The 19,724-nt window shown below is 52.4% G+C and carries 21 protein-coding genes; 20 read left to right on the forward strand and 1 reads right to left on the reverse strand.

Annotated elements, in window-relative coordinates:
- Positions 1-63 precede the first annotated feature (63 nt).
- Positions 64-924 carry a ferredoxin--NADP reductase gene (locus ABXG94_RS04995; protein WP_353532696.1) on the forward strand — a complete coding sequence of 287 codons (861 nt, stop codon included), beginning with the start codon at positions 64-66 and terminating at the stop codon, positions 922-924.
- A 182-nt stretch (positions 925-1,106) separates the two neighbouring features.
- Entirely contained in the window at positions 1,107-2,000 is an 894-nt protein-coding gene (locus tag ABXG94_RS05000) for a DMT family transporter (RefSeq protein ID WP_353532697.1), read from the forward strand.
- 316 nt (positions 2,001-2,316) lie between these two features.
- Here ABXG94_RS05000 and ABXG94_RS05005 read toward each other — a convergent pair whose 3' ends face one another.
- Positions 2,317-3,138 (reverse strand): translation initiation factor 3, encoded by an 822-nt coding sequence (locus ABXG94_RS05005; RefSeq protein WP_353532698.1) that lies wholly within the window; start codon positions 3,136-3,138, stop codon positions 2,317-2,319.
- Positions 3,139-3,389: 251 nt separating this feature from the next.
- On the opposite strand from ABXG94_RS05005, the gene infC reads away from it, so the two are divergent.
- The 18 genes from infC to ABXG94_RS05095 all read left to right on the forward strand — a co-directional run bounded on the left by infC (position 3,390) and on the right by ABXG94_RS05095 (position 19,633).
- Complete coding sequence (gene infC / locus ABXG94_RS05010; RefSeq protein WP_502901692.1) at positions 3,390-3,884, forward strand: translation initiation factor IF-3; 495 nt, start codon at positions 3,390-3,392, stop codon at positions 3,882-3,884.
- Positions 3,885-4,346: 462 nt separating this feature from the next.
- Positions 4,347-4,721, forward strand: a complete 375-nt coding sequence (locus tag ABXG94_RS05015; protein WP_353532699.1) for an ArsR/SmtB family transcription factor — start codon at positions 4,347-4,349, stop codon at positions 4,719-4,721.
- Positions 4,696-5,136, forward strand: a complete 441-nt coding sequence (locus tag ABXG94_RS05020) for an SRPBCC family protein (protein ID WP_353532700.1) — start codon at positions 4,696-4,698, stop codon at positions 5,134-5,136. Before ABXG94_RS05015 ends, ABXG94_RS05020 begins: the two co-directional genes overlap by 26 nt.
- 13 nt (positions 5,137-5,149) lie before the next feature.
- Positions 5,150-5,524 (forward strand): DUF1761 domain-containing protein, encoded by a 375-nt coding sequence (locus tag ABXG94_RS05025; protein ID WP_353532701.1) that lies wholly within the window; start codon positions 5,150-5,152, stop codon positions 5,522-5,524.
- Between the two features lie 447 nt (positions 5,525-5,971).
- Positions 5,972-6,676 carry a phosphoadenosine phosphosulfate reductase gene (locus ABXG94_RS05030; protein ID WP_353532702.1) on the forward strand — a complete coding sequence of 235 codons (705 nt, stop codon included), beginning with the start codon at positions 5,972-5,974 and terminating at the stop codon, positions 6,674-6,676.
- A 98-nt stretch (positions 6,677-6,774) separates the two neighbouring features.
- Positions 6,775-7,815, forward strand: coding sequence for a dihydroorotase (pyrC, locus tag ABXG94_RS05035; protein WP_353532703.1), 1,041 nt, complete (start codon positions 6,775-6,777; stop codon positions 7,813-7,815).
- Positions 7,816-7,893: 78 nt separating this feature from the next.
- Entirely contained in the window at positions 7,894-8,574 is a 681-nt protein-coding gene (locus tag ABXG94_RS05040) for an orotate phosphoribosyltransferase (RefSeq protein ID WP_353532704.1), read from the forward strand.
- Positions 8,575-8,851: 277 nt separating this feature from the next.
- A complete protein-coding gene (locus ABXG94_RS05045; RefSeq protein WP_353532706.1) occupies positions 8,852-10,336 on the forward strand; it encodes a replicative DNA helicase in 1,485 nt (494 codons plus the stop codon).
- Positions 10,333-11,316 carry a hypothetical protein gene (locus ABXG94_RS05050; protein ID WP_353532707.1) on the forward strand — a complete coding sequence of 328 codons (984 nt, stop codon included), beginning with the start codon at positions 10,333-10,335 and terminating at the stop codon, positions 11,314-11,316. Before ABXG94_RS05045 ends, ABXG94_RS05050 begins: the two co-directional genes overlap by 4 nt.
- 120 nt (positions 11,317-11,436) lie before the next feature.
- Entirely contained in the window at positions 11,437-12,468 is a 1,032-nt protein-coding gene (alr, locus tag ABXG94_RS05055) for an alanine racemase (protein ID WP_353532708.1), read from the forward strand.
- A complete protein-coding gene (locus ABXG94_RS05060) occupies positions 12,468-13,250 on the forward strand; it encodes an MlaE family ABC transporter permease (protein WP_353532709.1) in 783 nt (260 codons plus the stop codon). The genes alr and ABXG94_RS05060 overlap by 1 nt, the downstream gene beginning before the upstream one ends.
- Positions 13,247-13,993, forward strand: coding sequence for an ABC transporter ATP-binding protein (locus tag ABXG94_RS05065; RefSeq protein ID WP_353532710.1), 747 nt, complete (start codon positions 13,247-13,249; stop codon positions 13,991-13,993). The genes ABXG94_RS05060 and ABXG94_RS05065 overlap by 4 nt, the downstream gene beginning before the upstream one ends.
- 17 nt (positions 13,994-14,010) lie before the next feature.
- Positions 14,011-14,436, forward strand: a complete 426-nt coding sequence (locus tag ABXG94_RS05070; protein WP_353532711.1) for a paraquat-inducible protein A — start codon at positions 14,011-14,013, stop codon at positions 14,434-14,436.
- Positions 14,437-14,453: 17 nt separating this feature from the next.
- Positions 14,454-15,821 (forward strand): DNA repair protein RadA, encoded by a 1,368-nt coding sequence (gene radA, locus ABXG94_RS05075; RefSeq protein ID WP_353532712.1) that lies wholly within the window; start codon positions 14,454-14,456, stop codon positions 15,819-15,821.
- Positions 15,822-15,860: 39 nt separating this feature from the next.
- Positions 15,861-16,415 (forward strand): CvpA family protein, encoded by a 555-nt coding sequence (locus tag ABXG94_RS05080; RefSeq protein ID WP_353532713.1) that lies wholly within the window; start codon positions 15,861-15,863, stop codon positions 16,413-16,415.
- Between the two features lie 559 nt (positions 16,416-16,974).
- Entirely contained in the window at positions 16,975-18,489 is a 1,515-nt protein-coding gene (gene purF, locus ABXG94_RS05085) for an amidophosphoribosyltransferase (RefSeq protein ID WP_353532714.1), read from the forward strand.
- Between the two features lie 5 nt (positions 18,490-18,494).
- Complete coding sequence (locus ABXG94_RS05090) at positions 18,495-18,935, forward strand: DUF1284 domain-containing protein (protein ID WP_353532715.1); 441 nt, start codon at positions 18,495-18,497, stop codon at positions 18,933-18,935.
- A 53-nt stretch (positions 18,936-18,988) separates the two neighbouring features.
- Positions 18,989-19,633, forward strand: a complete 645-nt coding sequence (locus ABXG94_RS05095; protein ID WP_353532716.1) for an SDR family NAD(P)-dependent oxidoreductase — start codon at positions 18,989-18,991, stop codon at positions 19,631-19,633.
- Positions 19,634-19,724: the final 91 nt, after the last annotated feature.

Genomic DNA, 19,724 nt, shown 5'->3' on the forward strand with positions numbered 1-19,724 from the left:
CCCTTTTTTATTGAATAGAAACTGTTACATGGAGGGCGGGTAATACCGCCCATTGTTGATGATATGAACGAGCTTACCTCCGTGACCGAAGCCTCTGCCGTACAGGCCACCAAAAAACCCGCGCTGCCTGATGCGCAAACAGTGACCCAAGTGAAACATTGGACAGATCGCCTGTTCTCGTTCCGCGTGACACGTCCGGCATCCCTGCGTTTCCGGTCCGGCGAATTTGTCATGATCGGCCTGATGGGCGACGTGAATGAAAAAACCGGCAAGCAAAAACCTCTGCTGCGCGCTTATTCCATCGCCTCGCCATCTTGGGACGAAGAAATGGAATTCTACTCGATCAAGGTCCAAGACGGTCCGCTGACCTCCAGACTACAACACATCAAGGTTGGCGATGAAATCATCATGCGCCCCAAACCCGTGGGCACCTTGGTGCACGACGCGCTGGTTCCGGGCAAACGCATCTGGTTCTTTGCCACAGGCACGGGCTTTGCGCCGTTTGCCTCGCTGCTGCGCGAACCAGAAACCTATGAAAAATTCGACGAGATCATCATCACCCACACCTGCCGCGAAGCTGGCGAACTGACCTATGGTGCGGAACTGATCGAAAGCCTGAAACACGACGAGCTTTTGAACGAAGTCATCGGAGAAGGCTTCTGGAAAAAGATCAAATATTATCCAACAACCACCCGCGAAGTGAGCCCCAAAATGGGCCGCATCACCGACCTGATGCGCTCTGGCGAGGCCTTCAAGGATCTGGGCGTCGAACCGCTAAATCCAGAATCAGATCGCGCCATGATCTGCGGCAACCTGGCGTTCAACCTTGAACTCAAGGACCTGTTTGAAAACACCTATGGTCTGGAAGAAGGCGCAAATTCCAAACCCGCGCATTACGTGGTGGAAAAAGCCTTCCTCGACTGATCCAATCAATACGACAAAAAACCAAAGCCGCTCAGATCCCTGGGCGGCTTTTTTTTCGTCAATTGGCCCCGAAATTTGCCCCATGGCGACCAGAATATTTTACATCGACAAGCGTTTCAAAACGGGCCATTTGGTTTGAATGCCACCTAGATGGCAAAATCACACCTGATGACGGATCAACGATGTCGCACATTATTTCAGACAATCGCAGCAATTTAATCGGAAGCGCCTGGATGGTTGCCGCCATGGGTGCCTTTGCGATCGAAGATGTCTTCATCAAAGCAGCCGCAAAAACCCTGCCTGTTGGACAAATCCTGATCTTGTTTGGCATGGGCGGCGCGCTGGTGTTTGCAGCCCTTGCGCGGCGCAATGGCGAAGGTCTGCGCGCACCAGAAATCCTGTCACCCGCCATGGCAATTCGCGCTGCATTTGAAATTCTGGGACGCTTGTTCTTTGTTTTGGCGGTCACGCTCACCCCGCTGTCGTCGGCAACTGTCATCTTGCAAGCTACCCCGTTGGTGGTTGTGGCCGGTGCCGCGCTGTTGTTTGGCGAGACCGTTGGCTGGCGGCGCTGGGCCGCGATCTTGATTGGCTTGATCGGCGTGTTGATCATCATCAATCCCGGCGGCGACAGCTTTTCCGCGCTTTCCATTCTGGCGGTACTTGGCATGTTGGGGTTGTCGGGCCGCGATCTTGCCAGCCGTGCTGCACCGGCCTCGCTTGGCACAGCGGTGCTGGGTTTTTACGGCTTCATTTCAGTGATTATTGCGGGTGCGGCCTTTTCGGTCTGGGACAACAGCAGTTTTGTCGTGCCAAACAGCGCGGCCAGCCTCGTGCTGATCACAGCAGTCTTTGCGGGCGTCATCGCCTATTCCGCCTTGATGAAGGCCATGCGCACCGGAGATGTGTCTGCAGTGACCCCATTTCGCTATTCCAGATTGCTGTTTGGCATTGGTTTTGGCGTCTTGGTATTTGGCGAAGCCCTGACCGGCCGCGTGCTGCTTGGATCAGGTCTGATCGTACTCTCGGGTCTTTTCATCATGTGGCGCAGCAATAAATCCCGCAGCACCAAGTAATACTAAAACGCGCGGCCCCAGATTGGTGTCAGATTTGAACCTGAACTGGGATTGGGTCACCAATCACGTGCCGTTTGCTTGGTTCTGCTTGGTCCCCCAAAATTGCTGTCGCCGGGCTTTAGGATACATTCCGAATCGTACAATTCAGCGCCTGAAACGTACAAATTGTACAAATAACCAGAAATGAGCACGGCGTGCGCCGCGTTCATCAAAATCAACATCTGGTAAGGACCGGCGCGCACGATCCACAAAAAAACCGCGCTCCTGGCGGGAACGCGGCTTTAATCAAAAATAAATTTCGATTTTTACTCGGGGCTTATAGGCCCAGAGCCTCTTTGGCTTTGTCCAGCGCTGCTTTCAGCAACTCAGGATTGTCTTGCGCTTTTTCGATCGCAGTTTTCAATGCGGTCTTTTGCAGTGCACCAAGATCTGAACCGTCGATCATCTCGCCAACTTTCCCAAGGTCAAAGCCTTCCGGAGACAGCAGGTCCAACGCAGAAGTGCTTTCTGCCGCAACTTCTGTTGTGGCCTCTTCTGTCACAGCGGGTTCCGCCATGTCAGTTGCCGCCTCTGCGCCCTCTTTGGCCATCTCTGTTGTGCCCTCAACGGCGTCAGTCGCCATATCGGCTGCAGCTTCTGTGCCTTCTTTGGCCATGTCAGTTGCCGCTTCAGCACCTTCGGTGGCCATTTCGGTGGCACCTTCGACTGCGGTTTCAGCAGTGTCTTCGGCTACGCCCATGGCATCTTTGGCTTTTTCCATCACGCCTTCGACAGCACCTTCGACAGCCTCTTCGGCCTTCTCAACTGCGTTTTCGACGGCAGTTTCAGCCGCTTCCTTGACTTCGGCTGCTTTTTCTTCGGCCGCCTTCATGGCTTCCGCTGCCTTTTCTTCCGCCATTTTTTTGGCTTCAGCGGCTTTTTCTTCGGCGGCTTTCATGGCTTCTGCAGCCTTTGCTTCGGCCTCAGCCGCTGCTTTGGCTGCAGCCTCGGCTACGGCATCTACCTTTTCTTCGACCACTGGCTCAGGGGCTGCAACCCCTGCCGGAGCCGCCTCTTCTGGCGCGTCCTTCCCGCTAAATTGAAAATACGCCACACCAGCAACCGCCGCCGCAACAACTACCCAAATGATATTTTTCATGGATCGTCTCCCATGTGTTTCTTGCAACCCATCTTCAGGGTCGTTTGTGATGATTCACCACATGACGGCTTCAACGCCTTTCCTCAAGGGGGAAACTCTGCACTATTGGCTCACTTCCGCTGATTAACCACTTGTATCGGCACAACACCGCATATAGCTTACGGCCTCACAAATGGCTGAATTATTGAAGGATCAAAACCATAGCCCGCAGACCCCACAACGCGCCCCCGCAGCGCGACACAGGCCCACGTATTAACGACCGCATTCGAGCGCCAGAAATCCGATTGATTGGTGCCGAAGGAGAAAACCACGGGGTAGTCACCCCTGCCCGGGCAATGGCGCTTGCCGCCGACGCAGAGCTTGATCTGGTTGAAATCTCTCCGAATGCCGCGCCTCCGGTCTGTAAGATCATGGACTATGGTAAGTTTAAATACGAAACCCAAAAGCGTGAATCCGAAGCCCGTAAAAAGCAGACCACAATTCAGGTGAAAGAAGTCAAATTCCGCCCGAATACAGACACGCATGACTACGAGGTCAAAATGCGCAATGTGGTTAAATTTTTGGAAAAAGGCGATAAAGTCAAAGTCACACTGCGTTTCCGCGGCCGTGAAATGGCGCACCAAAACCTGGGCCGTGAGCTGCTTTTGCGGGTCGCAGAAGACACAAAAGAATTGGGCAAGGTAGAAAACATGCCCAAGATGGAAGGTCGTCAAATGATCATGATGATTGGCCCACTATCCAGATAAAACTGTCTTAAATTAACTGTTCAAAAACCCTCGGTGCTTTGCATCGAGGGCTTTTTTGTCTAATACTGATCGCGATCTTCCGCATCGTTGGCGATCTGATAAAATGTCGCTTTATCCATAAACCTACCATCAATTGCGATGACATTTTTCGCGTGTTTGCTTCGAAAGAACCGACGTGGTGACGATTGATACTAGGTAATCCATTCGTCACTTCCAATGCGCATCTAGCCCTTTGTCACAAAGGTGTTCGCCCCAAGATGACCGCGGGTACAGCGGTATTGCGAACAATGACAGACAGGTGCCGAGTCTCTGACCAATTCCACTTCAAATTGATCACCCCACAATCAGATCCGCTTGTTGGTTTATGCCCGTCTAACTCTTGGTTCGCTGTTATCCTTCCCGCAAGGCGCTAAAATTCGATACAGTATCATTCACCCAATGGGTTGACTGAATATCTTTCAAATGTTATTCACCCTTATGGTTGAACAAGAAACATCCAAACTTAGTGAGATATTGAAGGCCGCCAGCGACCCAACCCGGCGCGCCCTGCTGACATTACTCGTTCAGCACGGACCATCCCGCGTCACCGCCTTGGCCAAGCATTTTGATATGAGCCTGAATTCCGTTTCAAAACACATCAAAGTGTTGGAACGAACTGGGTTGGTTTTGCGTCGTACTGAATGGCGCGAACACATTATCGAAGTGCAGATCGAGCCGCTGCGGCTGATTGATCAATGGTTCACTGAATTGCGGTCCATCTGGACCATGCGCCTTGAGGCGTTGGACGATATTTTGACAAAGGAGACTGCCCATGACGATGACCAAAGCCAACACTGACCTGCGCCTGTCGACGGACCGCGTGATCAATGCCGCTCCGGAAAAGGTATTTAATGCCTGGCTCGATCCTGAACTGCTTGCGCGCTTTATGCGTCCCGGCCCCGATATGTCGGTGCCAAGTGCAAAATCTGACGCCCGCGAAGGTGGCACATTTGAAATTATCATGCGCGTCGGGGATAATGATCTACAGCACGCCGGAACTTACCGCGAAATTTCGCCCAATAACCGCATTGTTTTTACTTGGGAAAGCGCTTTTTCGCCTGCCGAAAGCGAAGTGACACTGGATCTGAAACCCCAGGGTGACGGAACACATATCACGCTGACCCATGTTACGTTTTATGATGAAGAAAAGCGTGACAATCACCTTGGCGGTTGGTCCCGGATTCTCGAAACCCTAGCGGCCGAGCTCGCATAAGAAAGGCAAGACGATGGAACCTCTGAACTGGACTGCAATAATTGTCGGAACTCTGGTCGCATTCTTTGTTGGCTGGCTTTATTATAGCCCCAAGGTATTGGGGCACACCTGGGCGTTAGGTTCACGCATCGATCCAAATCCACCAGCAAAAATGCCTGTCATGGCGATGAGTTTGCAGATCGTTGCACTCTTCCTACTTGCAATCGTCATTGGCCTAACCGCTCAAATAGAGGCGCTTGGCACTGCCATAGCGGCTATTTTGGCCGCAGCGACGCTGGTGATGGCACAAGATGCGTTCTCCGAAAAGAACAAAGCTGCCGTGCTGATTGATGGTGGCTTTATTGTTTTGGCTGGCATCATCATGATTGTCTGTCAGGGGATATTCTAAGCCTTTCCAAGTTTTAAATCAGTTGCCTACGCCCCGTCCTGTTCAGGTCGGGGCAAATTTGCGTGTCAGCCCACCGCTCTCATTTGATCTATGCCGCTCTATTGGTGTCATAAATACGCCGCAATGACTGCTTAGGTGCAGCTTTGCTGACACTTTTATTTTCGTCAGTCAAAAATTTAACGAGCGACGATTATGGTAATGATTTCAAAGGGTGTGCGATCTCCCTCGCTTCGGGGACTCGATTTGCCGCGCTGGCAAAGGCAGATGCGACGTATCACGCGCTTTTATGGATTCTGCGATCCCCTTGGACCTGACCACACGGCCATATATTTTAGATCTGGACCGCGATTGCTTGTGAGCTTTGAGCGATTTGATAACATTCATGCCCATAGCAGATCCGCCTTACCGATAGGATTTGATTTCACTCAAAACCTAGGGTGGTCAACCATGTGCCTGATGGCCCGTCAGGAAAGCTGGTACCGTCGTCCCGAGATTTACGCTTATTTTGACCGACTTGCAGATCAGGGTTTCTTTGATGGATTTGAGCAGGTGTTGTTTTATGGTGCCGGAGCTGCTGCATATGCCGCTGCTGTCTTTTCAGTTTCCGCCCCAGGTGCCAGCGTGCTTTTGTTGTATCCGCAGGCCACCCTCAACCCACGTGTTGTGCCCTGGGAAACCCGCTTTCCGGCAGCCACACGCTATTCGTTTACCGATCGTTATGGCTATGCACCAGATATGGTAGAGGCTGCGGGTGCGGTCTATGTGCTGTTTGATCCGCATGAACCCTTGGATGAGAAACACGCTCAACTCTTTGACAAATCTGCAGATTTACTGCTTCACATGCCCTATTTTGGCAGTCATTTCGAGATAGATCTACAAGACATGTTTCTGCGGGATCGTCTGATCACCAAGGCGGCGTCTCAGACCCTAACCGCTGATATCTTTACACAATTGATGCGAAAGCGTCGTCAACACAGACCATATCTGCAACGCTTGCTCAAGGCTCAACCCAGCGCAAGGCAAACCCACATCAAATCCCTGCGATCGCGAATTAATGCCCTCGACGCGGCCCAATTGGTGCGCAAACGGCGCGTCAGCAATCAAGCCAAACACGCTGCTAACCTCCCAAATCTACGTCTTGTTTCGAGCTAGCATTGGAAGCACGCCGCAGAACCTTTTTCTTCGGGTGAACCCTGAAAAAACCTGAATAGCCACTGGATTGCACGGCCTTTTCTGTGTACTTCGCAGGCATGACTCAAAGCCTTACAATCGCCCGCCCCGACGACTGGCACCTGCACCTGCGCGATGGCGCAATGTTGCAAGCCGTTCTGCCTGAAACTGCGCGTCATTTTGGCCGCGCAATTATCATGCCGAATTTGGTGCCGCCAGTGGTGACGGGTGCACAGGCCACTGCATATAGGGAACGCATTCTTTCGGCGTTGCCAAAAGGTATGCAGTTTGATCCTTTGATGGTTTTGTATCTTACAGAACAAACCGACCCAGATGATGTCGCCGCAGCGCACGCTTCAGGTTTGGTCAAAGCGGTGAAACTCTATCCCGCCGGGGCCACAACCAATTCCGCGTCTGGCGTGCAGGATTTTGACAAAGTGCGTCCAACTCTGGAAAAAATGGCCGAGATTGGCCTGCCGCTTTGTGTGCATGGCGAAGTCACCGACAGCGACATCGATATTTTTGACCGCGAGGCGGTGTTCATCGATCGTGTTCTAGACCCAATTCGCCGCACGACACCGGGTTTGAAAGTGGTCATGGAGCATATCACCACGTCAAACGGCGTGGAGTATGTGAAAGCCAATGCCAAAGATCTTGGCGCGACCATCACAACCCATCATTTGATTATCAATCGCAACCACATTCTGGTCGGGGGCATCAAACCGCACTACTATTGTCTTCCCGTGGCAAAACGTGAAAGCCATCGTTTGGCTCTGCGCGCAGCGGCCACTTCTGGGGATGCACGTTTTTTCCTCGGGACTGATTCAGCGCCCCACACGGACCCCAATAAAGAAAGCGGTTGTGGCTGCGCCGGCTGTTTTACAGCAACCAACACAATGGCCCTGCTCGCCCATGTGTTTGACGAAGAAAACGCGCTTGAGAAGCTTGAAGGATTTGCATCACAAAACGGTCCGGCCTTTTATGGACTGCCCGTGAATTCAGAAACGCTTACCCTTAGAAAATCAGAGACCGCCACGGTTTTTCCGGAAAAAATCTCTAGTGATGATGGCCCAGTCACAGTGTTTGATCCGGGTTTCCCGGTGTTCTGGAACGTGACCTAAACCCTTCATCTTTCCTAAAATACTCCCGCCGGAGGCTCCCTCCGCTGCAGCCAAAGCCCAGACCAAAGGATAATCGCCATGATCCCCACCAGCTATCCAAGCCGCAAAGAAATCGCCCGCCTGACTGCGCGCATGCTGTTGGAAATCAAGGCCGTGAATTTCAACACAGAAGATCCGTTTATTCTGGCGTCGGGCTTGCCGTCCCCCAGCTATATCGATTGTCGCAAACTGATCTCATACCCACGAATTCGCAGCACATTGATGGATTTTTTGACCGTCACTGTTATGCGCGATGCGGGTTTTGAGGCGTTTGACAATATCGCTGGTGGGGAAACCGCAGGCATTCCTTTTGCAGCCTTGGTGGCGGAACGCATGGCTCTGCCGATGACCTATGTGCGCAAGAAACCAAAGGGCTATGGCAAAAACGCCCGGATCGAAGGCGCGATGAGCGAAGGCGAACGTGTGTTGCTGGTCGAAGACCTGACAACTGACGGCGGTTCCAAACTGTCTTTTGTGGATGCGATCCGCGAAACTGGTGCGACTTGCGGGCACACGGCGGTCATCTTCTATTATGACATCTTCCCGGAAACCACCAAAACGCTGGGCGACCATGGCGTAAAGTTGCATCACCTTTGTACTTGGTGGGATGTTCTAGCCGAAGCGCGCGCACAGGAAGCGTTTTCCGAAGGCACCCTGGCCGAGGTTGAAACGTTTTTGAAAGACCCGCGCGCATGGCAAGACGCACATAAACCCACATAAATCCAATTTTGCCCTGTGGATACCCTGTGCATAATTCGCCGGGAATTCCCGATTCGGTGTCTCATTTTTGGTCACATTTGGCAGATCACGCCATCTGTGACACAATATCTAGGCATGGCGGCTTTTTTCGCTACAATGGGGCAAACTTGTCCACAGAGTTATTCAAAGGTTATCTACCAACCTTTCCAGATATTCAGCTGCCCCTAAGTTCGCTATCAAAAGCACACGGGGGGCATGCGGATAAAAACAAGACCCGCGAATGCACCGGGGGAGCAGTATGAACGAGCTAACGACAATAAATCCGGGTGCCCCCGAGGCGCAAGACGGTGATCCTATGCCGCATTCCATCGAAGCTGAACAACAGCTTCTGGGTGCCATTTTAACAAACAACGATATCTTTGATCGTGTGGCCTCGGTGATCACATCTGAGCATTTTTACGACCCGGTGCATGCGCGGATTTATGAAGTGGCCGCATCGCGCATTGCCAAGAATAACCTCGCCTCACCTGTGACGCTTAGGGCGTTTTTGGAGGATGATGACGGGTTAAAGGAACTGGGTGGTCCTGCCTATTTGGCCCGTCTAGCCGGCGCTGCCATTTCTGCCTATGCGGCCAAAGATTATGCCCAAATGATCTATGACATGGCGATCCGCCGTGAACTCATTGGTTTGGGGCAAACCATTGCATCACGCGCCACAAAAATGGATGTTTCCGAAGAGCCGCGCGAACAGATCGTGCAGGCAGAGCAAGCCTTGTACAAGCTTTCTGAGCAAGGCAAGACAGACAGCGGTTTTGTGTCCTTTTTGAAGGCGGTGACCGAAGCAGTGCAAACCGCAAATGCAGCCTATCAACGAGATGGCGGTTTGGCGGGTGTTTCAACCGGTCTGGTTGATCTTGATGCAAAACTCGGTGGCTTGCACCCCTCTGATTTGTTGATCCTTGCGGGGCGTCCTTCGATGGGGAAAACCTCGCTTGCCACAAACATCGCTTTCAATGTGGCCAAAGCCTATAAAAAGGGCATCCGCCCCGATGGCTCTGAGGGGGCCGTCGAAGGCGGCATTGTCGGGTTTTACTCGTTAGAAATGAGTTCAGAGCAGCTGGCGGCGCGTATCCTATCAGAGGCCTCAGAAGTACCGTCGCAGCAGATCCGAAAAGGCGACATGACCGAAGAAGAATTCCGTCGCTTTGTGGATGCCGCAAAAGCGTTGGAGGCCTGCCCGCTCTACATCGATGACACCCCTGCCCTGCCAATCGCGCAATTGGCTGCACGGGCCCGTCGGCTTAAGCGTACCCATGGGTTGGATCTTTTGATCATCGACTATCTGCAACTTTGTCGTGGTACCGCAGAAAACCGTGTTCAAGAAATCGGTGAAATTTCGATGGGTATGAAAGCCATCGCCAAAGAGTTGAATATCCCGGTTATTGCGCTCTCGCAGTTGTCTCGTGGTGTCGAAAGCCGCGATGATAAGCGGCCTCAATTGTCCGACCTTCGTGAATCTGGATCCATCGAGCAGGATGCGGATGTGGTCATGTTCGTCTTTCGTGAAGAATATTATAAAGAGCGCGAAAAACCTGGCGAACATGACTTGGAAAAAATGGCGGCCTGGCAAGAAGAGATGGAACGCCTGCACGCCCGAGCCGAAGTTGTCATCGGCAAGCAGCGTCATGGTCCAATTGGAACAGTAGACCTCTCGTTTGAGGCACAGTTCACGCGCTTTGGCAATTTGGCGCGCGCCTGGCAACAAGACCAAGGCTACGAATGAATGAAGAAACCGGCAAGTCACCGCGTTTGATCTTACACATTGGGTCGCAAAAAACCGGCACCACGACCATTCAGGGGTTTCTAAAAAACCAAACTGAAAACCTGGCATCGGCTGGCCTGCACTTCGTTCGGGCTGGCCGCACAAACATTGCCCATAATTCAGTACTGCAAAGCATCAAAAAGGGCCAAGGTGACTTGGTCGCAGGGGACATTCTGTCTGAAATTGGTGCCCAGCCTGAAAACAGTTGTTCGGTCATTTCTTCAGAGATGTTTTTTCGCAAAGGAATTGCGGCCTATTTCAAACAACACTTCCCGCAGGATCTGCGTGCCAGAACGCGTGTGCTGGTTTATTTGCGCCGACAAGACAAATACGCTGAGGCTATGTATAAGCAACGTGTCAAAAATGGCCGTTTCAGGGGATCGCCTTCCGAGTATCTGAAAAATGTCGTCAAATTGAATTACGACGGCATACTGCAAGAATTTGCGGATGCTTTTGGCCAAGACAACCTTATCGTGCGCCCTTTTGAACGCTGTCTATTGGCAAAAGGCGATGTATTACGTGACTTTGTCCAACACGCGAGCCTGACAGAGTCTCTTGTCGTTAACTACAAAACCGCCGGTGCCAATGCCACCTTAAGCCGCCAAGTTTCAGAACAACTTGGTACCCTACGGCGCGCCGGCACATCAGTTAACACACGCGATATCATTCGCCACATTATGCGCCACAAACCAGCCGGAGCCATTCAAAGTGGTGATTGTTTTGATCTTGAAACACGTCGCGCCTTGCTTGCTACATATGCCACGGAAAATGAACTGATCCGGTCGACTTTTTGCCCTGACCTGCCGGCGCTATTTGATATGGCGGACCTATTTGACAACAAAGCCTACGCAGCCCCATCCGAAGCAGATCTTGAATTGAAAACCCATCAGGCGGCGCAAGCGATAAACGCAGCGATCGATGCGTTAAATCCCGAAAACTAATACCTGTTTTGCGAGAAAAACTCGCAGCGTCCGCAATAAATCGCTGTGCGGTCCTACCCGACGGCAAATCTCGCTCACTTCACCCTTGACCTAGGCGCGGCTTCGTTTCAACTAACACGCATGGCTACTGCAAAACTTACAATCGACCTCGCTGCGCTTTGCCGGAATTGGCAAGCGCTTGATGTAATGACCCAATGCGAGACCGCAGCGGTTGTTAAAGCCGATGGCTATGGGCTGGGCGCGAGCCGGGTCGCACGTGCATTGGCCAATGCCGGCGCGCGTCGATTTTTTGTGGCAGCTGCCGAAGAGGCCTCGGCCGTACGCGAGGCGGTTGGCACAGGCCCTGAAATTAATGTGTTTTCCGGTCATATGGCGGGAGACACAGATATGATTGCTGATCTTGGGTTAACCCCGATGATCAATTCGCTGGATCAATTGCTGCGCCATGTCGAAGCCTTGCCTGGCCATGCCTTTGGAATTCAGTTGGACACGGGCATGAACCGGCTCGGTATGGAACCGGCAGAATGGTCAGCCGTGCGCAGCATCGCCGAAGATCAAAACCCTAGCCTAATCATGTCACATCTGGCTTGCGCTGACGAGCCTGACCACCCGATGAACGCCCAGCAGCTTCAGTTGTTCCGCGACATGACTCAAGGCTTGCAAACGCCCCGAAGTCTTGCAGCAACTGGCGGGATTCTGCTCGGGTCTGAGTATCATTTTGATGTGACCCGGCCTGGGGTTGGTCTTTATGGCGGATTTCCGTTTCGGGACGCAGAACCAGTTGCCAATGTGTCGATACCGGTCATTCAGTGCCGCGATGTGCAAGCTGGTGAAACTGTAGGATATTCAAATACTTGGACCGCAACGCGCCCGTCGCGCGTTGCGACAATTTCTGCCGGCTATGCGGATGGGTTGATCCGCGCCATGGGCGCATCACTTGACCTGTTCTACGGCTCTCGCGCCTGCCCCGCCATTGGCCGCATATCTATGGATATGATTGGCGTTGATGTGACAGATCTTGGAGAAGATCCAGACGCGTTTGATATTTTAACCAAGGATCAAACTGTTGATACATTGGCCGCAGCGGCCGGGACGATCGGCTATGAAATACTAACCAGCCTTGGTGCGCGGTATACGCGCCGCTACGTCTGATGGTTGTGCTCGCTCCATTGGCCCACCTTGGGCGCGCCACGCTTTCGCTGCTGGCAATCACCGGTCAGGTGATAATTTTTGCGGCCCAAGGGATTAGCCATATTTTTCGGCCACCGTTTTACGGGCGCGAATTTCTGAATGCGCTGCTGCACATTGGCTGGTTGTCGTTGCCTGTTGTTGGTTTGACGGCGTTCTTTACTGGGGGTGCTTTGGCGCTGCAAATCTATGCCGGTGGCGCGCGTTTCAGCGCCGAAGCCGTTGTGCCCCAAATTGTGGCCATTGGTATGGTGCGTGAACTTGGCCCGGTCTTGGTTGGTTTGATGATCGCAGCGCGTGTAACCAGTTCTATCGCCGCAGAAATTGCTACAATGAAAGTGACCGAACAAATTGACGCCTTGGTCACGCTTTCAACCCACCCGATGAAATATCTGACGGCCCCCCGCGTTTTGGCCGCGCTCTTGGTTGTGCCGGTCTTAGTTGGCATCGGCGACCTGATTGGCATCTACGGAGGCTATATCGTCAGCACAAAGCAATTGGGGTTCAACCCGGCAAGCTATATCAAAAACACCGCCAATTTTCTTGAATTCGCCGACATCTTAAGCTCGCTGGTCAAAGGCTGCATTTTTGGTGGCATTGCTGCAACCATGGGATGCTACTATGGGATGCAATCTGGTCGCGGTGCCCAAGGCGTTGGACAAGCAACAAAGTCGTCGGTCCAAGCGGCAGCCGTATTGATATTGGCCGCGAACTTCCTACTGACATCGGTGTTTTTTAGCTCATGATACAACTTGAAAACACCCATAAGAGCTTTGGTTCCAAACATGTTTTGCGTGGCATCAACCTAGAGATTGCCAAAGGCGAAAGCATGGTGATCATTGGCGGATCAGGCACCGGTAAATCAGTTGCCTTGAAATGCATTCTTGGACTGATCACACCTGATCAGGGCCGCATTCTGGTGGATGGTCAGGATGTGACTTTGGCCGACCGCGATGCGTTTCTGGCGCGGTTTGGCATGTTATTTCAAGGCGGTGCTTTGTTTGACAGCCTGCCAGTTTGGCAAAACGTGGCCTTTCGCCTGCTGCGCGGAAGTTTGAAACGCCCAAAGGCTGAAGCCCGCGAAATCGCCGTTGAAAAACTGCGCCGCGTTGGCCTGACACCCGATGTGGCCGATTTGTTTCCTTCGGAATTATCTGGTGGAATGCAAAAGCGCGTGGGTCTGGCCCGCGCGATTGCCGCTGATCCTGAGATCATCTTTTTCGACGAGCCGACGACGGGCCTTGATCCGATTATGTCGGGTGTCATCAACGACTTGATCCGCGAAATTGTGGTTGAAATGGGCGCAACCGCCATGACCATCACCCACGACATGACGTCGGTGCGTGCCATCGCCGACAAAGTCGCCATGCTGCATGACGGTGTGATCAAATGGACCGGCCCGGTGTCTGACATGGACCATAGCGGCGATCCCTATTTAGATCAGTTTATCCATGGCCGCGCAGAAGGGCCGATTGAGGCCGTCAGGTGATTACCTGAGGGGAAGATATGCTCCGCTATACCAACCTTGCCCTGTTAATCCTTTTTCCCATCAGTTGGTTCGCGCCTTTGATGCGGGCGGGGGTTTTGCCTTTGTTTGGACTAAGCGAGATATCCGTGGTCTCGGGCTTGCAGTCGCTTTGGGAAACCGACGTTTTGCTTGCGTTGTTGGTCACGTTCTTTGCAATTTTTTCTCCTTTGCTCAAGACCTTGGGTCTGGCGTTGATCCATTTTGGCATGATGCGACGTAAGATATTGCCAACATTAGAGTTTTTCGGAAAACTCGCCATGGCTGACGTCTTTCTGGTTGCGCTATATGTGGTTTTGGTCAAGGGCGTTGGCCTTGCAACAATCCAAACCGCATGGGGGCTGTATCTGTTTACCGGATGTATTTTGGCGTCGATTACAATTAGTCATTTGACCCGCAAGCAATAAGGGGGCAAAACGAGAACATGGCAAAAGCAAAAACCTCGTTCTCATGTTCGGCCTGCGGGTCAGTTTTTAACAAATGGTCCGGCCGCTGCGACGGATGCGGCGATTGGAATACAATTTCCGAAGACGCCGGTATTTCAGCTGGACCGTCCAAGGCAACCTTGGGAAACAGCAAGGGCAAATCGGTACACCTGACGGATCTCAGCACCGAAGAGGCCCCGCCCCCGCGCACGCTTTCAGGACTGGCAGAACTTGATCGGGTTTTGGGCGGCGGATTGGTGCCGGCTTCGGCGATCTTGGTGGGTGGCGATCCGGGAATTGGCAAATCCACATTGTTGCTGCAAGCCGCAGCGCAATTTGCGCGATCTGGACTAAAGACCATCTATGTATCTGGCGAAGAAGCCTCTGCTCAAGTGCGTATGCGAGCCCAGAGACTTGGATTGACCGACGCACCAGTGCAATTGGCGGCTGAAACCAATCTACGCGATATCCTGACCACGCTTGAGCAGGAAAAACCGCAACTGGCCATCATCGATTCCATCCAGACCATGTGGTCTGACAATATAGGATCGGCACCGGGTTCCGTCAGTCAGGTGCGCGCCGCGGCCCACGAGTTGACATCCTTTGCCAAGCGCAAAAACATTTCGGTAGTCTTGGTTGGTCATGTCACCAAAGACGGGCAAATAGCCGGCCCGCGCGTTGTAGAGCATATGGTTGACACCGTGCTTTATTTCGAGGGCGAGCGGGGCCATCAGTTTCGCGTCTTGCGCGCGGTCAAAAACCGATTTGGCGCGGCTGATGAAATTGGTGTGTTTGAGATGACGGGCAAAGGCTTGGCCGAGGTTCTAAACCCCTCAGCATTGTTTTTGTCTGAACGCGGCGAACCTGCCCCAGGGTCTGTGGTCTTTGCTGGGATTGAAGGAACCCGCCCCGTGCTGGTCGAATTGCAAGCCCTAGTTGCCCCCAGTCCGCATGCCCAACCGCGCCGTGCAGTGGTGGGCTGGGATAGCAGCCGCCTTGCGATGATCCTAGCGGTGCTTGAGGCACGCTGCGGCATTCCGTTTACCGGACTTGATGTTTATTTGAACGTGGCGGGCGGAATGAAGATCAACGAACCAGCCGCTGACCTTGCCGTGGCAGCGGCTTTGCTCTCGGCGCGCGAAGATACAAGTATTCCGGCTGAAACTGTGGTTTTCGGCGAAATTTCTCTGTCAGGTGCGCTTCGACCCGTAAGCCAATCAGAAAACAGGTTGAAAGAAGCGCAAAAACTTGGTTTCACGTCCGCAATAGCCCCAAAAGGTGGCAAATCTCCAACAGTGCCAAATATGGCGTTGAATCAAATCGGAGATTTAACGCAATTTGTTGGCGATATATTCGGCGCGGGGTAAGATTCGCTCCAAAACCGAGCAGAGGACAGGAAGAGAACCATGGAAGGTTTCACCATTATCGACGGCGTTGTTGCAGGCGTCATTATTCTTTCGGCCCTCCTCGCTTATTCGCGCGGATTGGTTCGCGAATGTATGGCAATATTAGGCTGGGTCGCAGCGGCTGTCCTCGCCTTTTTATTTGCACCACAGGTCGAACCCTTAGTCAAAGAAGTGCCCTATATCGGGCAATACCTGTCAGACAGTTGTGAATTGGCGATCATTGCCGCGTTTGCGGCAGTCTTTGCGGCGGCGCTTGTCATTGTTTCGCTGTTTACACCATTGTTCTCTTCGATCGTGCAACGGTCAGCGCTTGGAGGTCTGGATCAGGGTCTAGGCTTTTTGTTCGGCGTATTGCGCGGTATTCTTTTGGTTGCGATTGCGTTTTTTGTGTATGAAACCGTGGTCACAAGCCAAGACATTGCTATGGTTGATGACAGCCGTTCAGCAACCGTATTTGCACGTGTCACCGCCCATATCGAAGAGCGTGACCCACAGCAGGCCCTAGGTTGGATCACATCGCAATACGAAGATTTGGTTGGCCAGTGCAGCGAATGAGCACCCCAAATAGTTAACTTAAATTGGCCCGGGAAATCCCGGGCTTTTTTGTTTCCTGCAGGCAATTAGCTGAAATCCAGAAATACGTGTGTAACTTTCGTGACATATTCTTTGTTACCCACTAAGACGGGCTCAACTATGCGAACAGGATTCGGAGCCCCCATTGTTGAGCCGCAGCCACCAATTGACCCGTTTTGGCACCTTGCCGATGATTTGGTCCGGACTTGGCACAACTACGGGTATTTTTGCGCCCAAGCAAACAATGACCAATACGGGTGTCTGTTATCGCAAAAAGCTGTTTTTCTCACAGCAATCTAAAAAAACACGCGCGCTTTTTGGCGCGTTTTTTTGTGCCGTTTTTACTACGCGACACGTGCTGAACCAAGTAGGCTTTCCCAAGGCGACCAACGCCCAGGATTGTCAACTTTGGTGCAAGACGCTTCGCGCAACCTCTGAAAATATGCTAAAGATCAACTGTGTGTGGCGAATGCGCGCTGCAGTCGATCCAAGGCAGTGTAGCAACTGAACAGCAACATACCTGTGGAAATGGAGCCATTCTATGTGCGGGATTTTAGGCATCGCGAACCGAACCTCTGATGTCTTTGCGGAAATTTACGACGGTTTGTTGATGCTTCAGCATCGCGGACAAGATGCCTCTGGTATCGTGACCTTTACCGGTGAGTATTTTCGAGAACGCAAAGCAAATGGCCTGGTCAAAGACGTCTTTGGCAAGAACGAAGCCAAGGACCTAGCGGGCAAGGTTGGGATCGGCCATGTTCGCTATCCAACTGCGGGTTCGCTCAGTGCGGCCGAAGCCCAGCCGTTTTTTGTGAACGCTCCTTATGGCATCTACTTGGTGCACAACGGAAACATCACCAATACCGAAGCGCAGCGCGCTAAGGTGACCAGCAAATACAGCCGCCATTTGCGCACAACGTCTGATTCCGAAATCCTGCTGAATGTTTTGGCTGACAAAGTATCAGACAGCATCAAGGTGAACGGCACCACTGATCCGATCCGCAACCTGTTTGCCGGCGTGAAAATGACGATGGAGCGTATCCAAGGCGCTTATTCCGTCATTACGATCATCGCCGGTGTTGGTCTGATGGCCTTTCGCGACCCTCATGGAATTCGTCCTCTTTCCGTCGCCAAACGCAGCACCGAAAACGACGGCGACGAATACGCCTTTGCCTCTGAGGACGTCGCCTTTGGAATCAACGGGTTTGAAAAACTGCGTGACGTACGCCCCGGCGAAGCCATCCTGATCGACCTAGAAGGCAATATGCACAGCTTTCAGGCCGCCGAAGGCAAACTAACCCCTTGCATTTTTGAGTATGTATATTTGGCACGGCCAGATTCCATGCTTGATGGCATCTCTGTTTACAAAAGCCAGCTGCGCATGGGCCAAACTCTGGCCAGCCAAATCAAAGCAGCAAATCTTGAGATCGACAGCATCATCCCTGTTCCAGACTCTGCGCGTCCTGTGGCGCTTGAAGTGGCAAATGCGACGGGTATTCGGTATCGTGAAGGCTTGGTTAAGAACCGTTATGTCGGTCGAACTTTCATTATGCCGGGCCAAGAAGAACGGCAGAAATCGGTCCGTCGCAAATTAAACGCGATACCTCTGGAGTTTGAAGGCAAGAATGTCTTGCTGATTGACGATTCTATTGTGCGTGGCAACACCATCAAAAAGATTGTTCAGATGTGTCGCGATGCCGGGGCCAACAAGGTCTATGTGGCCAGTGCGTCACCACCTGTCAAATACCCGAATGTGTATGGCATCGATATGCCCACGAAACATGAGCTGATTGCACACGATCGGTCGATCGAAGAAATTCGCACAGAACTGGGCGCAGACGCCCTGTTTTATCAGCACTTGGACGATTTGATTTGGGCCGCTCAGGAAGGCAATAAGGACATTGAGCAATTTGATTGTTCCTGTTTTGATGGCAACTATCTTACAGGCAGCGTAAGCCCTGATTATTTGGCAACCTTGGAATCCAGCAACCGGGTCTCGCAAAAGATTAAAGAATATCCTGATGCCAAAACCCAGCGGGTTGCTGCTTCAGGATAAGAGATATGGCCGTCAAGAAATCTCCGGTTCGATTTAGGCCCCATCATTTTCTCTGCGCCCTGGGTTTTCAGGGCGCAGGCTATTCTCCGGCCTTTACCGCCAATATGAGCGAGATCGTTGATGGTCAGCTGCGTGGCCATGATGGCCATAAAACACGTATCACCGTAACTTTTGTGGCTGACAGCATCTGTACCCCCTGCCCCGAACGACGCGGATTGGGCTGTGTTAAGATTAATACAATCAAACAACTTGACGAGCGGCATGCCAAAGCTTTGAATCTGCAAAACGGCGTTAGTTTGACCTGGGGTGACGCACTAAAGCGCATTCAAAAAAAGGTGCCGCCAGGCAGTTTGAAAACCCTTTGCCAAAACTGCCAATGGCTCGAACTGGGTGCATGTGAAGCGGCGCTAACCCGGCTACATGCCCAAGCAACAAACAAAGACTGACCTGCGCCAAAACATCCCCTTGAAATCCGCTCCTGAACGCGGCACACGACCTTATGACTGAAAAAATTGCCTTGATAACCGGAGCTTCTCGCGGGCTTGGATTTGCCTTCGCAGAAGCGCTTGCACCCGCCTATCACGTTGTTGCCGTTGGGCGCACCGTTGGTGGGCTTGAAGACCTTGATGACCGTATCAAAGCCAAGGGTGGTCAGGCCACTTTGGCCCCGATGGACATTACAAACGTTGATGCAATGGCACAGCTTTGTAGGTCGATTTTTGATCGGTGGGGTAAGATCGATCTTTGGGTCCATGCCGCTGTGCATGGTGCGCCCCTGACGCCGGTTGGGCATTTGGATCAAAAGGATTGGTCCAAGTCTATAGCGGCAAATGTGACTGCCGTTGGCCAGCTCATTCCGTTCTTGACGCCTTTGTTGGGCAAAGACGGGCACGCGGTGTTCTTTGATGATCCGCGTGGGGGCGAAAAGTTTTTTGGCGCTTACGGATCCACCAAGGCAGCGCAAGTTGCGCTTGCGCGCAGCTGGCAACTCGAGACAAAAACCACGGGTCCCAAAGTCTCTATTCTGAGCCCTTCTGCAATGCCCACCGGAACACGTGCGCGCTTTTTCCCTGGCGAAGACAGAGCACCTTTGGCCAAACCGCAGGACGAAGCCCGTCGCTTGATCAAAGACCTGTCTTTGTAACCGCAAAGACCCTTGAAACTGCCGTGGTATTTCTGCGGCGTTTCGTTTGATTTATTGCCAAATGCTTGCCCCGACTTGGTCTCTCACCTAG

The organism is Cognatishimia sp. WU-CL00825, assembly GCF_040364665.1.
GTDB lineage: Bacteria > Pseudomonadota > Alphaproteobacteria > Rhodobacterales > Rhodobacteraceae > Cognatishimia.